Source organism: Komagataeibacter diospyri, assembly GCF_043995075.1.
GTDB lineage: Bacteria > Pseudomonadota > Alphaproteobacteria > Acetobacterales > Acetobacteraceae > Komagataeibacter > Komagataeibacter diospyri.
On the sequence record NZ_CP171836.1, the window covers coordinates 3,382,918 to 3,397,738 of the forward strand.

Genomic DNA, 14,821 nt, shown 5'->3' on the forward strand with positions numbered 1-14,821 from the left:
AGAGTACGATCATGTCACTTTTGTCCGAACTGGCTGCCGACCTTGCAAGCGGCAGCATCGAGGTGGTGGATCTTACCCACACGCTGAGCGAGGATTTCCCCACGCTGGTCCTGCCCGAGCCCTTTGGCCAGACACTGCCGTTTTCCAGCGAGGTCATTTCCCGCTACGATGAAAACGGCATTGCGTGGTACTGGCGTAACTTTACCGTCGGGGAACATACCGGCACGCATTTTGATGCCCCGGCCCACTGGATCAGTGGCCGGAACCTGCCGGACAATACCGTCGATACCATGCCCGCCCGCGACTTCGTAGCACCGGTCAATGTCATAGACTGCGCTGCCGCCGCCGCGGAAAATCCCGATTTCCTGCTGACATGCGAACACATCCGCCAGTGGGAGGAAGAACACGGCACGATCGAACCCGGTACCTGGGTTTTCATGCGCACGGACTGGGGCAGGAGAAGCCCGGAGGATTACACCAACCGCAAGGAGGACGGCGCGCATACGCCCGGGCCATCCGCCGAATGCATCCGTTTCCTGATTGAGGAGCGGGACATTTTTGGATTTGGCACGGAAACGATCGGCACCGACTGTGGCCAGGCCCATCTGCTTGAGCCGCAATACCCCGCCCATACCCTGCTGCATGGCGCGGGCAAATATGGGCTGCAATGCCTGACCGGGCTGGACCGGCTTCCTGCGCGTGGTGCGATTGTCATGGCGGCGCCGCTGAAACTGCGTGACGGATCGGGCAGCCCGCTGCGGGTCTTCGCCCTTGTAACGCGATAATATATATTAAAATATCAACTGCATTTCCGAAGTATTGTATAACTGATTTGTGTAATATATAATACTTCGGGCCTGCCAAAAAAAGGAATGTCTGGATGGACATCGTTTCAATCGGTGGCGGGCCTGCCGGTCTGTACGCTGCAATCCTGCTCAAGCGCGATCTCCCGCAGGCGCGGGTCAGGGTTTTCGAGCGGAATGCTCCGGCCGACACGTTCGGTTTTGGCGTGGTATTCAGTGACCAGACCCTTGATATCTTCGCGCAGGCCGATCTGCCGTCCTATGAAATGATCCGCCGTGAGTTCTCGTACTGGGATGATCTGGACATAGCAGTCAGGGGGCGGACATTCCGGGTGCCGGGCAATGGCTTCTGCGGCTGTTCGCGCCGCACGCTGCTGCAGCTGCTGTACCGGCGGGCGGAAGAACTGGGCGTCGAACTGGCCTTCCGTACCGAAGTATCGCCCGAGGAATTCCCCGAAGCGGATCTTATCCTGGCGGCCGATGGCATCAACAGCGCGATCCGCGAAAAGAACATCGCCCATTTCCAGCCCGCTATTGACCTGCGTTCCAACCGTTTTGTCTGGCTGGGCAGCACGCGCGCGCTGGACGCCTTCACCTTCTTTTTCCGCGAACATGAGGGCGGCGTATTCGTGGCGCACTGCTACCAGTACGAGCGCGAACGCAGTACCTGGGTCATTGAGGTGGACGAGGAAACCTTTGCCCGGTGCGGGCTGGGAGACATGACCGAGGCCGAATATGTCGCGTATCTGGAAGGCGTCTTTGCCGAGGAACTGGACGGCCACGGGCTGATCGCCAACCGGTCCATATGGCGCCGGTTCCCCGCCATCCGGTGTAAAAACTGGTCAAAGGACAATATCGTCCTGATGGGTGACGCCAAGTCAACGGCCCATTATTCGATCGGTTCGGGCACGAAACTTGCCATGGAGGATGCCATTGCCCTGCATGCCGCCGTCATGGCGACCGGCACTATTGGCGATGCGCTGGCAAAATATGATGCCGAACGGCGTGATGAAGTCGAACGCCTCCAGCATGCGGCGGAAGTCTCGCTGACATGGTTTGAGCACCTTAACCGCTACTGGCCCATGAGCGAGATCCGCTTCGCCTTCTCCCTCATGACGCGTTCAAAAGCCATTACATGGGATAACCTTGCCCTGCGCGCCCCGGATTTCGTGGCGCAGGTGCAGAAGGATTTCGAGACGGACTGCACGGCATCCGGCCATGCCACCAGGGCAGGGGTCGTGCCCGCGTTCCAGCCGTTCCGGCTGCGTGATATGGACATTCCCAACCGCCTGGTGGTGTCGCCCATGTCCACGTACCGCGCCCGTGACGGCGTGCCGGGAGAATGGCATCTGGTGCATTACGGGCAGTTCGCCGCCAGCGGGGCGGGGCTGGTCTACACGGAAATGACCGATGTCTGCCCCGATGGCCGGATCACCCCGGGCTGTACCGGTCTTTATACCGACGCGCAGGAAAGCGCCTGGCGTCGGATTGTCGATTTTGTCCATGCCGAAGGTGACAGCCGGATCTGCCTGCAACTGGGACATGCGGGCCGCAAGGGCGCGACCCGTGTCATGTGGGAAGGCATGGACCAGCCGCTGGCCGAAGGGGGCTGGGACCTGATTTCCGCGTCACCTCTGCCCTATCATCCACACAGCGCGGTGCCCCGCGCCATGACGCGTGATGACATGAACGCGATTACGGCGGACTACGTTGCCGCGACCCGGCGGGCCGTGAACTGCGGCTTTGACATGATCGAGGTGCATTGTGCCCACGGATACCTGCTGGCCAGTTTCCTTTCGCCCCTGACCAACATCCGGGACGACGAATATGGCGGCAGCATCGAAAACCGCATGCGCTATCCGCTGGAGGTGGTGCGGGCCGTGCGGGCGGCCTGGCCTGCCGAACGTCCCATGGCGGTCCGTATTTCAGCAACTGACTGGCAGGAAGGCGGCATCTCGATAGGCGATGTCGTGACGGCGGCGCGACTGTTCGCGCAGGCGGGTTGTGACCTGATCGATGTGTCCACCGGGCAGACCACGCCTGATGCCCGGCCCGTGTTCGGCCGGATGTTCCAGGTGCCGTTTGCCGAGCAGATCCGGGCGGAAACCAGGATGCCCGTCATGTGCGTGGGCAATATTTCCACCGTTGACCAGGCCAATACCATCCTTGCAGCCGGTCGTGCGGATCTGGTTGCGCTGGGTCGTCCCATGCTGGTTGATACCGCCCTCATCCTGCGCGCGGCGGCCCGTTATGGCGCACCCATGCCACGGCTGTGCCCCGGCAACCTGCCCGGACTACATGCGCTGGAACGTAACGAAGGCCGCAATTTTGCCGAGGAGCAGGCGTTGCGCATCCGGGCGCGGCCCCGCCGACATGCAGTGACCTGATAGGGTCATCAGCCCCGCAGGCAGCTACCTGCGGGGGAGGCCCATAAAGCGGTTGCAGATATACTTCATATCAATGTATCTTAAATATAAGATAATAATGCGGTCCACCCGACCGACAGGGGAATGAAATCTTGATGCGTGCAAGGCATGTGCTGGTTACAGGCGGTTCAAGGGGCATAGGCCGGGAAATTGCCCGTAAAATGACGCAGGGCGGCGATATCGTGACCGTTCTTGGCCGCTCGGAAGCGCAGCTTGAGGCGGTGGTCGATGCGGGTGATGCACATCATTACGTCGTGTCTGACATTACGTGCGAAAAGGAACTGGATGACGCCTTTCACAGGGCCGTTGCACAAGCGGGGGCGATCAATGTCCTTGTCAACAACGCCGGTGGATCGTCCAGCGCCCGTTTTGCCGATATGGCCATGGATGCGTTCGTGCAGGCATTCCGGCTGAACGTGCTGGGGGCGGCGCGGCTGTGTCAGCTTGTGCTGCCATCCATGGTGGAAAGACGGGACGGACGCATCGTCAATGTTGCCTCCACGGCAGCACTGCGCGGGTATGCCTATGTTTCCCCCTATGTCACCGCCAAGCATGCCCTGCTGGGCCTGACCCGTTCGCTGGCGCTTGAATACGCGCGTCACGGCATAACCGTGAATGCCGTCTGTCCGGGCTTTACGGAAAGTGATCTGGTGCGTGACAGCGTGGAACGCATCGTCAGGAAGAGTGGTCGCCCGGCGGAGGACATCCGCACTGAATTCGCCCGTTTTAATCCCCGTGGCTGCCTGAACAGCGTGGAGGAAGTGGCCGTGGCGGCTGCCTTCCTGTGCGGGCGCGAAGCAGGTGCCATCAACGGCATTGCACTGCCCGTGGCCGGGGGAGAGGTGGGGTAGGCCCGTTCCCGACCGTTCCGGCCAGGACTTTTTCTATTTCATGCAGGTGGAAACAAACATGGATTCATGTCTTACAAAAAAAACGGATCACAGGATACTGCTGCCGGACGGCTGGCCCGCGCCACGCGGGTATTCCCATGCCATTGCCGCCTCCGGGCGGCTGCTGGTGCTGGGTGGCCAGATCGGAATAACCCCGCAGGGCGACATGCGCGACGGGTTCGTGGCACAGTGCGAACAGGCGTTGCAGAACATCTGCTGCCTGCTGGAAACGGCAGGGGCCATGCCAGAACATCTGGTGCGCATGACATGGTTCGTTACGGACATAGCCGTCTACAATGCCAGCCTGCGTCCGCTGGGAGCTGTGTACCGGCAGACGATGGGACGGCATTACCCGGTCATGAGTCTGGTGCAGGTTGGTCGTCTGGTTGAGCCCGGGGCCATTGTGGAAATCGAGGCGACTGCCGTCATTCCGTAACAGGGAACAGGTCATGGCAACGGGCACGTCCACGCCAATTGTTACGAACACGACATTATAATGAATGTTGAGGTTCTTCGGGTATGAATGGGATCAGGAAAGACAGAGGGCAGGATGTGGAAACCATCGGACCGAATTCAGTGGCAGTCCCATGCGCCGGCTGCTTCCGCCGGCGCGGCGGATTCCCCATTGTTCAGACCTGTTACGGTCAACAGGTTCGCCCTGAAAACCAGAAGCTGGTACCCCGCCGTCGTAAGCTGGCGGGCCAGTGAGGACGGTCATGTCACCCCATCCACCCTTGCATGGTACAGGCGCATCGCCATGGGCCGACCCGGCGCGATCGTGGTGGAAGCGGCAGGGATCAGGGATATTCCCAGCGGCCCGCTTCTTCGCCTGTCGCATGACAGATACGTGGCGGGCATGGCGGAACTGGTTGCGACCATTCGGCAGGCCAGCAGGGGCGAGACAAAGGTTTTCGTCCAGCTTATCGATTTCCTGAACATACGCCGCAGGCCGGAGCCAGATCGTTTCCTGACGCGTTTTCTGGTCATAACCGACCGCCACCGGACACTGCTGGGCGAGACGGACGACGCGATCATCCGCGACCGCCTGAAAAACATGAGCCGCGCCGAGCTGGAGGCCATTCTTGACCCACGTGAACGCGAAGCCCTGGATTACGGGGCGCGGGAGCGGATAACGGATGTGCATCTACCGTGGATAAAGGATCTGCCCGATGTCCTGCCCGACCTGTTCGCCAACGCGGCCCTGCGGGCGCGTGATGCCGGTTTTGACGGGGTGGAACTGCATTATGCCCATGCCTATACCATGGCCTCGTTCCTGTCGGCGCTGAACACGCGTGGAGACGGGTGGGGCCAGACGCGCGAAGGGCGCGTAAGGCTGGCGGAAGCCGTACTGGACAGCGTGCGCGGCAGGGTCGCTCCGGACTATACGGTTGGCTGCCGCCTGCTGGCCGAAGAATGCATTGCGGGTGGCGGCACGGTAGAAGATGCCGCCTGGTTTTCAGGACGGCTGGCGGCGCGCGGGCTTGATTTTCTCTCGCTCTCCCGTGGGGGGAAGTTTGAAGACGCGCTCCAGCCGCGGGTAGGTGAGGCGGCCTATCCCTATACCGGCCCAAGCGGATATGAATGCATTCCACACGCGATTTCAGATTCCTTCGGGCCGTTTGGCCGTAATGCAAAGGCATCGCGCTTCATCCGCGCGCAGCTCCGTGGCGCCGGTTTCGACACGCCCGTCATCTGTGCCGGCGGGGTTCATACCGTAGATATGGCGGAAACGATGCTGGCAGACGGCACATGCGATGTGGTGGCAAGCGCGCGGCAGTTCATGGCGGACCCGGACTGGTTGCTCAAGGCGCGAGAGGGGCGTGCTGACAGCATGCGCGTCTGTAAATACACCAATTACTGTGAAGGACTGGACCAGAAGCACAAGGCCGTGACCTGCCGGTTATGGGACCGCACCGCCCTGGATAGCCCGGACACGCGGCTTTGCGCTGATGGGAAGCGGCGGCTTGAGGCACCCGCATGACCCGATAAGCAGCACTGCAGCCTGTCATCCCGTCTTGTTCCTGACGGGTTTCTTCCCGGATATAACTGCCCTCATACCTGGAGTATTCAGTGTGGAACGTGGACTGTTGCGGCACTTCAAGGTCATTTTGCCAATACTGGCGTCATCTATTGGCAATGCGCTGCAATTTTATGATTTCTTTTTGTACGGGCTGGCGTCCGCGCTGGTCTTTGGTCCGTCCTTTTTCCCCCTGAGCAACCCCATACTCAGCACCAGCGGTGCCTTTGTGGGCTATGCAGTGGGCTTTGTGTCACGGCCTCTGGGCGGAATCGTGTTCGGTTCGGTCGGAGACCGGTATGGCCGCAAGACCACGCTGACATGGACGCTGTCACTGATGGGGGGGGCGACATTCCTGATCGGTCTGCTGCCAACCTACCAGCAGGCGGGCATCATCGCCCCCATCGCCCTGATTACGTTGCGCCTGATCCAGGGATTTGCCGCCGGAGGGGAATGGAGTGGCGGGATCCTTATGGCGACTGAAAACGCTCCCCCGAAGCAGCAGGGGTTTTATGGCGCGTGGAGCCAGGCAGGGGTCGGGGTAGGGTTCATACTCTCGTCGGGGCTGTTTTTCCTTTTCCGCGCCATCAGCGGTGATCAGTTCCTGACCTGGGGATGGCGCCTGCCATTTCTGGTCAGCATCGTGGTTGTCGTGCTGGGTGTCGTGATCCGGCTGAAGGTGGGCGATACGGCCGAATTTGCCCGGGTTGCCGAAAAAAACGGCGTCCAGACCCCCATGACGGAAGTGATCCGCAGTTACAAGACGTCGGTTCTGGCTGCGTCCACCCTGATCCTGTCCGAGATGATCTATGTCCTCATGACTACAACCGTCTCGCTCTCTTACGGCGCGTGGCTGCATGTGAATGAAAGTATCCTGATTGCGTCGGTTTTTGTCTCTATGACTGCTGATACGGTCATGATGGTCATATTCGGGCGGCTGGCCGACCTGCTGGGCGCACCGGTTGTTTACGGGCTTGGCATCCTGTGTTCTGCCATTTCCATATACCCGTTTTTCATGTCGGTCGGTACTGGCAACCCCTATGTCATCATGGCGGCCTTTGTCATTACAAACGGCATTTTCCATGCCGCCATGATTGGTACCCAGCCCGGCCTGCTGACGGCGCTGTTTCCGGTTCAGGTACGCTCTTCCGGTCTGGCGCTGGGGCAGTCCATCGCGTCGGTTATCGTGGGGTTCATTCCCCTGATCTCTACGGCCATTCTATACAGGACCGGCTCCTTTAATGGCGTGATTGTCATATTTTATGCCGTGTCCATCATCTCGTTCTGCGGGCTGGTTCTGACATGCCGAAAAATGTCCACCTTTTCCGTGGGAACGGTGAAGCAGACTTCCTGCTGACGAAGCCGCGCGCTTTTTGTGACCCCGGTGAATATTTCCTTTTCCTCTCTTCTGCCCGGATAGGTAAAACATGAGTAATAACATGCAAGATTACAGTGCGCGCCTTATTCATCCCAACGGGTCATATGACGGCGCAAGGACCCTGCATGTTGTGGATTCCCATACCTGTGGCCAGACAACACGCGTGATTATGGACAGCGGCGAAAACCTTGCCGGCCTTTCCCCCACATCGGCCCGGGATCATTTCAGAACTCAGGCCGACTGGGTCCGGCGGATGGCGGTACTGGAACCGCGCGGGCACCGGTCAATGTTTGCCGCCGCGCTGATTGCGCCCCGCGCAGCCGGTGAGCCCTTCGGGATCGTATTCATGGATGCAAACGGCTATCCGGATATGTGCGGACACGCCACGATCGGTGTTGTGACAACGCTGTGCGAACTGGCGCTGATCCCCTCGATTGACCTGGGCACGGACGGGCATTTTCAACTTCCACTCCTGACGCCCGTGGGCACCCTGGAGATAGAAGTGGAAATAAAGGACGGCCGATGCCAGGCGGTTTCCTTCCAGATTCCCCAAGCATATTATATTGGCTCTGTTGAAGTCGATACCGGACACGGTAAAAAGACAACCGTGGAAATAGCCTATGGCGGCCAGTATTATGGATTTGTCGAATCAGCCAGTGTCGGTCTGTCGGTTCAGCCGGACCTGATAGATACCTTGATTGAAAAAGCGAAATTCATCCGTCAGGAACTGGGCCGGACATCCACCTTATCCGATCCCCTGACCGGTGTCGTGCCATCGGTGGGCAATATCGTCTGGACCGATGAACCACGGGCGGAAGGGGCCGATGGGCTGAATGTTCCAGTTTCCGGTGCCCACTCCTTTGACCGCTCGCCCTGCGGCACTGCCACATGTGCCAGGATGGCGGTCAGGGTGGCAAAGGGTCTGTTAAAGGTAGGCGATGATTTCGTTAACGAAAGCATCATGGGAACACATTATCGGGGCAGGATTGTAAAGGAAGAGCGGAAAGACGGCAGCACCTATCTTGTGCCGCGCGTAACCGGTTCCGCCTGGATCACCGCACTGTCCCAGCTGATGGTCTCGAAATATGATCCGCTGGGCAATGGTTTTCTTATCGGCGGCGGCAAGGCTGTAGTGTAACGCGTCACGACGGCGCATCCAGCCCCATGGCTTCGCCCGGGCATGGGGATCTGGATATTATTTCAGAACAATACGTTTATATAAATAACAGACGGTCCTGCGTGCCACCTTTTTTTCATGAAGGTGGCATTTTTCTATAGTTTCCGAACAAAAATCTTCCGCGGGAAAATCCATTTCATTTTTGTAATGTTTTTTGGCTGGATTTTAAACCTGACACGCTATCCAATCAGATGGACCAGAACAAAACCAAATTGATATTACATATCGGTGCAGTAATATTTTGCCAAAATCCAGATGGTCTTGATCCCGCCAGCTATTCTGGCATTTTTGCAACATAACCTGATACAAATTTTCGATATCGCAACGTTTTCCGTTAGCGCGTTGGTCTAATCTACTGAAATAAAATGCTTTTATTTTAAATGTACAGAAATGCCCCGCTGGCATTTTTAGTGGGAAACGTTCTTAGTTCGTATTGACTTAGACATAAGCTTTTCATACTATATGTCCATATTCACGTGAAGAAATACCTTACTTTCTCTGCTCCACGTCACTCCCGGTCGGTACGGCGCGACCAAGCCTTTTACACGCAACCGGGCAATCCCTTTTTCGAAGTCACGGCATCTGCGTGCTTCTCATAACAGTAATCAGGATGGAGAATTGGATGCGTAACAGGAAGCTGCCGTTTCTTCTGTTCCTTTTGACAGGAATATCCACCGTCCCCATGCCGGGGTACGCTGCGGCAACGGCTGAAACACAGACCAAAGACAAGAAAACCACCCGTAATTCGGGTGAGGCGGAACAGCTTATCGTAACGGGCACCCGTACCACCAACCGCAAGCTTTACCAGAGCATGAGCCCGGTTGATGTGACCTCCAGGCAGCAGATCCTGCGCACGGGCCAGACGAACCTGCGTGATGCGCTGATCGTGACATCGCCGTCGGTCACGACGCCGGCATTCGGCACCGGGGCAGGTGGTCTGACCGATGCCATATCGCTGCGCGGCCTGAACCCGGACGAGACGCTTATCCTGATCAACGGGAAAAGACGCCACCCGACGGCCAATATCTATGCGTCTCCCGGTTCACAGCAGGGATCGACCCCAACCGATCTTGATATGATTCCGATGTCCATGATCGATCATATCGAGATACTGCGTGATGGCGCGGCCGCCCAGTACGGGTCTGACGCTGTTGCCGGTGTGGTCAACATCATCCTGAAATCACAGGATCATGGCATTTCCGCCCAGAGCCTTGTTGGCAATTACGGGAACAATCAGGGCTTTACCGCGGGCGGCATGTTCAATGAGGGCTTCAGGATCGGCCATGGCGGTTCCCTGCAGCTCAGCTTTGATTACCGTCACCAGGACCCAACCCATCATGACGGCACGGATACACGCTATAACGCCAAGGTTGACCGGCTGTTCGGCATTCCGGCCAGTGACCGCGAGGCGCTGGGCGTCAACTTCAACCTGCCGCTTACGGAACACGTAACTTTTTACGGTAACGCAACCTATGCCCACAGGGATGCGAAGGCCTGGGCATTTTACCGCACCATGCCAAGCGGCTATCCTGGAATCTATCCCAACGGTTACAGCCCGATCCAGACATCGGACGAAAACGACATGGGTGTGACCGCAGGGTTCAAGGGGGACAACTTCTTTGGTTTCTCGTGGGATGTCAGTAGTACGTACGGGTCTGACTGGTTCCATAGTGGTCTGGATCAGTCGATCAACCTGGATCTGTTGCAGGCCACGGGCACGTCCCCCAACAGTTTCTCGATCGGCAATTACCGTAATGCGCAGTGGGTCAATAACGTCGATTTGCGCCGTTCGATCGCGGCGCCATTCTTCGCTGCGCCTGTAGCGGTGGCGCTCGGGTTTGAAAACCGTAACGAGCAGTACGAGATGGGAGCGGGTGATGCCGCGTCGCTTTACGGCAATGGTTCACAGGCATTGCCTGGCCTGCCCGACGTCGCATCCGGCGTACATGGGCGCCATATCTATGCAGGCTATGTGGATGTAAACTTCAAGCCGCTCAATGGTTGGGAAGTCGATCTGGCAGGCCGTCTGGAACATTATTCCGACGTAGGCAATGCGATCAGCGGCAAGGTGTCCACCCGTTATGAGATCAATAAATGGGTTGCGATCCGTGGCACGATCAGCAACGGATTCCGCGCCCCGACACTGGCGGAGGAAAATTTCACCAACCTGAATGTCAGCCCCGAAGCCGCCAGTGGCGTGCTGGCCGTCAATTCGGCAGCGGCGCGGTCACTGGGCGCCAAGGCGCTCAAGCCGGAACGCTCTACCAACCTTAGCGGCGGTATTGTTATCAATCCACTGAAAAAACTGCATATTGCTGCTGATGTCTATCAGATCAATATCCGTGATCGTATTGTGGAAGGGGGGTACGCCTCTGGCGCGGAAGCGCTGAACGCCATCGACCTGTCCGGTATTCCAGTGCCGACCAGCCTCGATCCCTCGGCCGTTTCGGTCAACTACTTCACCAATGGGGCAAGCACGCGTACGCAGGGGCTGGACATTACTGCGACCTATCTGACCGATTTCAAGAAGTATGGGCGTGTTGACTGGTCACTTGGCCTGAATCTGAACAGGACACGTGTATCGCACATGTCCTATAACAGTAACGGTACCCCCGTACTGAATGCCCAGCAGGTTGCGTTCCTGACAACGACAACGCCGCGCAGCAAGATCATCATGTCCGGACACTGGTCACTGGGTCGATTTGACGCAACGCTGCGTGAAACACGCTGGGGTTCCGTTACCGACGAAATGCAATATACAACGGGTCCGAATGCATGGTCGGTCAATACGTTCTTCCCGTTTGAAGCAAAACCACGGTGGGTGACCGATCTGGAATTCGGTTACGCGGCAACGCGCAACCTGCATCTGGCCATTGGCGGGAACAACATCTTCAATACCCACCCGACCGAAGTGCCGGCACAGGGTCGTGCCTATGGCGTGACCAAGTATGATTATTATGCGTCGCAGCTGGCCTTCAACGGTGGCTTCTATTACTTCCGCGCAGATATGAAGTTCTAAAAACATCATATCCATCAGCAATACAGTCCGTGTCCTGCTGAAGGTCCTGCCGCCATGGGGCACAGCCTGCGCCGGACCGGACTTCTGTCCCCCTGCAGTAGCAGATCCTTCGGGACGGTATCATGCGCCTGGTCGGGAAAACCCGGTCAGGCGCAGGTATGTATAATATTAAAAAGGGACAGGTACATGGTCATGCCAACCCGGATTTTTGCCGCCCTCACGTCGCGCTGGCCAGACAGGCCAGTACATGGACTGGCCCGGATCCTGAAAAAACGCAGCACAATACTTCTGTATGGGAGTGCCTGCTGTCTGGCCCTGTCGGTCTGCAATCCCTTCCACTCCGCGCAGGCAGCCGACCGGGAGGATGCGGACGCCAGGGCGACCCGTATAGCATCCAGCCTGCTGAAGCAGATGACCCTTCAGGAAAAGCTGAACCTTATCCGGGGAACGGAAGAACCCGCTGCGCACAATGATGGGGAGGCAGGCTACCTGCCAGGCGTAAAACGGCTGAATGTGCCAGCGTTGCGCATGGCGGACGGACCGCCGGGACTGCTGCTGAGCAAACCGTCGGTCGCTGAAGTCGCGACAATGGGGGTTGCGGCCACATTCGATCCGAAGCTTGCATTTGATAATGGCGTTCTGATTGGGGATGAAGCCAATCGACTGAATATTGACGTTGTCCTGCAGCCTTTCATCAATATAGATCGGGATATCACCTATTCCCGGGCCTATAATACTTTTGGCGAGGACCCGACCCTGACGTCCATGATCGGTGCTGCTGAGATACGCGGCATCCAGTCACGCAATGTCATGGCGGATGCCAAGCATTTCATCGGCTACGATACTGACGGCCAACATGTCTTTATTGACGAACAGCCGCTGCACGAAATCTATCTGGCCCCGTTCGAAGCCGCCATCAACGCCCATGTCGCATCGATCATGTGTGCGTATAATATGATCAATGGACCTTACGCCTGCGCAAACAGGGCGCTTATGGACCATGTGCTGCGTGATGAGCTGGGTTTCAAAGGGTTTGTCGTATCGGACTGGGGCGCGGTGCATGACAATCTGGGCCTGATGGCGGGTCTGGACATGGAAATGCCGGGGCATCTCAATCCAGCCAATCCCTTTGCGGGCATTATTCCCGCTTATTATGACAATACGCCGCCACCCCACCATGTTCCGCCACCCGACTTTGATGCCATGCATCGTATCTTTGAAGGGACCATTCCCGAAGAACCGCAACCCGAGCCGGTAAAGTGGGATGTCCTGTTTCCCGTCAATCACCAGTTCAGAAACCTGTATGATGCCCTGCGCGACGGGGCGGTGACACAGGTCGAAATCGACCGTGCGGCGGGGCGGGTCCTGTTTGAAATGGCACTGTTCGGTCGGTTGCCGGGCACGACGGGTCAGGGGACGGGCGCGCGCCTTACGCCCGGGCAGGTTGACGACATCAATGAACGCACTAGTGCTGCATCTGCCGTCCTGCTCAGGAATGTCCATCATGCGCTGCCGCTCACACCTGATGACCTGACAGATCTGGCGGTTATCGGGCCGGGGGGCTCACAGGTTATTGCGGTTGGCAAACCCAATGAACGTTCACTGGGTGAACTTGATCATCAAATCAGCCCCGTTACCGCGCTGCGCCAGATCGGGGGAGGGAAGGCCCATATCCAGGCCGCCGTTGCGGATGACATGGATGGCCACGTCATCGCCGCGGACCATGTTATCAGCACCATGCCACAGGACATGGGGCATAAGGCAGGGCAGGCGCCTCTTTCCGTCCTGACCGCAGCTACGGGTACCACCGCGCCCGCAGGCAGCACGATGGACTGGAGCGGTGACCTCCAGACTGATGAAGAAGGGGAATACTGGCTGTGCCTGCATGTACTGGGTGCGCGGGCCGACATTATCGTGGATGGCGCGCGCATCGGCGGCACCCATGCCCTGAAAGGCGGCCTGCACGGGGATATTGTCGAACCCAATCAGGATAACCTGCTACCGGGCACGGACGGACTGGACAACGTGCGTGTGCCGGTCAGGCTGACCGCCGGCAGGCATAAGGTTGTGATCCATGCCGTACCTGATGATTCCGGCACCCCCGAAAGGCTGAGGCTGGCATGGGCAACGCCGGCAACACGCCGGGCGGACCGGGATCATGCGGTTGATGTCGCCCGGCATGCACGTAAGGTTATCCTTTTCCTGTGGAGCCGGGGCCAGCCGCCATTCCAGCTGCCGGGTGGGCAGAATGAACTGGCGGAGGCCGTTCTGGCCGTTAATCCCAATACGGTCATCATGCTCAATACAAGCCAGCCCGTGGCGCTGCCCTGGCTTGATAAGGCCGCGGCCGTGATGGAAATGTGGTGGTCAGGCGATCGGGGTGGCGTTGCCGCCGCCAGGGTCCTGACGGGACAGGTCAATCCTGCTGGCCGTCTGCCCGTTACATGGGGCAGGCAACTAAGCGATTATCCGGCAACCGACCCGATGCACAAGGAGCGCTCCGGCACGGGACAGGACGGAAAGACCATGTTCTCGGAAGGGGTGAATATTGGCTATCGCGCCTTCCTTAAATCCGGTCGCAAGCCCCTGTTCCCGTTTGGGCATGGCCTGTCCTACAGCCGTTTCGCCTATTCGCGGCTGCATGTTGATGCCAGTAATGCAGGTGGCCTGGACGTCCGGTTCAGGATCAGGAACAGCGGCGGGGCCGCAGGTGATGAAGTGCCTCAGGTCTATATCGACGCCCCAGGGGCGCCTGTGCCTGGTGCCGATCTTGCCGTAAGAAGCCTTGTCGCTTTTGACAGGGTGCATCTTGATGTCGGGGAAAGCCGGGATATTACGCTGCATGTAGCCCCCCGTGCCCTGCAGTACTGGTCCACGCATGACCATGCATGGCGCAAGGTGCCAGGGACACGTCCGGTCCTGGTCGGTGCTTCGTCAGGCGACATTCGGCTGAAGGGCAGGATCTAACCTGACCGCAACCCCGCGTTCCCTCGGAACGCGGGGGCCGGTAATGGCCACGGTACAGGATACGGACAGAACCAGCAGGAGAGGACTGACGCAGGGACCGACGGAACATACAGTCTGGTTTGCCATTCAAGATCACGCCATACT

The 14,821-nt window shown here is 58.3% G+C and carries 9 protein-coding genes; all 9 read left to right on the forward strand.

All coding sequences use genetic code 11. The annotated features are described in order from the left end of the window. Positions 1–11: 11 nt before the first annotated feature. The 9 genes from ACE2AA_RS15770 (at position 12) to ACE2AA_RS15810 (ending at position 14,677) form a co-directional block, all read left to right on the forward strand. Positions 12–785, forward strand: coding sequence for a cyclase family protein (locus ACE2AA_RS15770; protein ID WP_395370420.1), 774 nt, complete (start codon positions 12–14; stop codon positions 783–785). Positions 786–880: 95 nt separating this feature from the next. Further along, complete coding sequence (locus tag ACE2AA_RS15775; protein ID WP_395370421.1) at positions 881–3,190, forward strand: FAD-dependent monooxygenase; 2,310 nt, start codon at positions 881–883, stop codon at positions 3,188–3,190. 134 nt (positions 3,191–3,324) lie between these two features. Then, the gene (locus ACE2AA_RS15780) at positions 3,325–4,080 is read left to right on the forward strand and encodes an SDR family NAD(P)-dependent oxidoreductase (protein ID WP_395370423.1); all 756 of its coding nucleotides are present in this window, start codon (positions 3,325–3,327) and stop codon (positions 4,078–4,080) included. Between the two features lie 58 nt (positions 4,081–4,138). Beyond that, positions 4,139–4,555: a RidA family protein gene (locus ACE2AA_RS15785; RefSeq protein WP_193557598.1), complete on the forward strand. Its 417-nt coding sequence runs from the start codon at positions 4,139–4,141 to the stop codon at positions 4,553–4,555. 189 nt (positions 4,556–4,744) lie between these two features. Continuing rightward, a complete protein-coding gene (locus ACE2AA_RS15790; protein WP_227000746.1) occupies positions 4,745–6,100 on the forward strand; it encodes a hypothetical protein in 1,356 nt (451 codons plus the stop codon). A gap of 91 nt (positions 6,101–6,191) precedes the next feature. Beyond that, positions 6,192–7,493: an MFS transporter gene (locus tag ACE2AA_RS15795; RefSeq protein WP_162515696.1), complete on the forward strand. Its 1,302-nt coding sequence runs from the start codon at positions 6,192–6,194 to the stop codon at positions 7,491–7,493. Positions 7,494–7,563: 70 nt separating this feature from the next. After that, positions 7,564–8,652, forward strand: a complete 1,089-nt coding sequence (locus ACE2AA_RS15800; RefSeq protein WP_141299799.1) for a proline racemase family protein — start codon at positions 7,564–7,566, stop codon at positions 8,650–8,652. A 721-nt stretch (positions 8,653–9,373) separates the two neighbouring features. After that, positions 9,374–11,710 carry a TonB-dependent siderophore receptor gene (locus tag ACE2AA_RS15805; RefSeq protein ID WP_162515698.1) on the forward strand — a complete coding sequence of 779 codons (2,337 nt, stop codon included), beginning with the start codon at positions 9,374–9,376 and terminating at the stop codon, positions 11,708–11,710. 192 nt (positions 11,711–11,902) lie between these two features. Continuing rightward, positions 11,903–14,677, forward strand: coding sequence for a beta-glucosidase (locus ACE2AA_RS15810; RefSeq protein ID WP_395370425.1), 2,775 nt, complete (start codon positions 11,903–11,905; stop codon positions 14,675–14,677). The last annotated feature ends 144 nt before the right edge of the window (positions 14,678–14,821 follow it).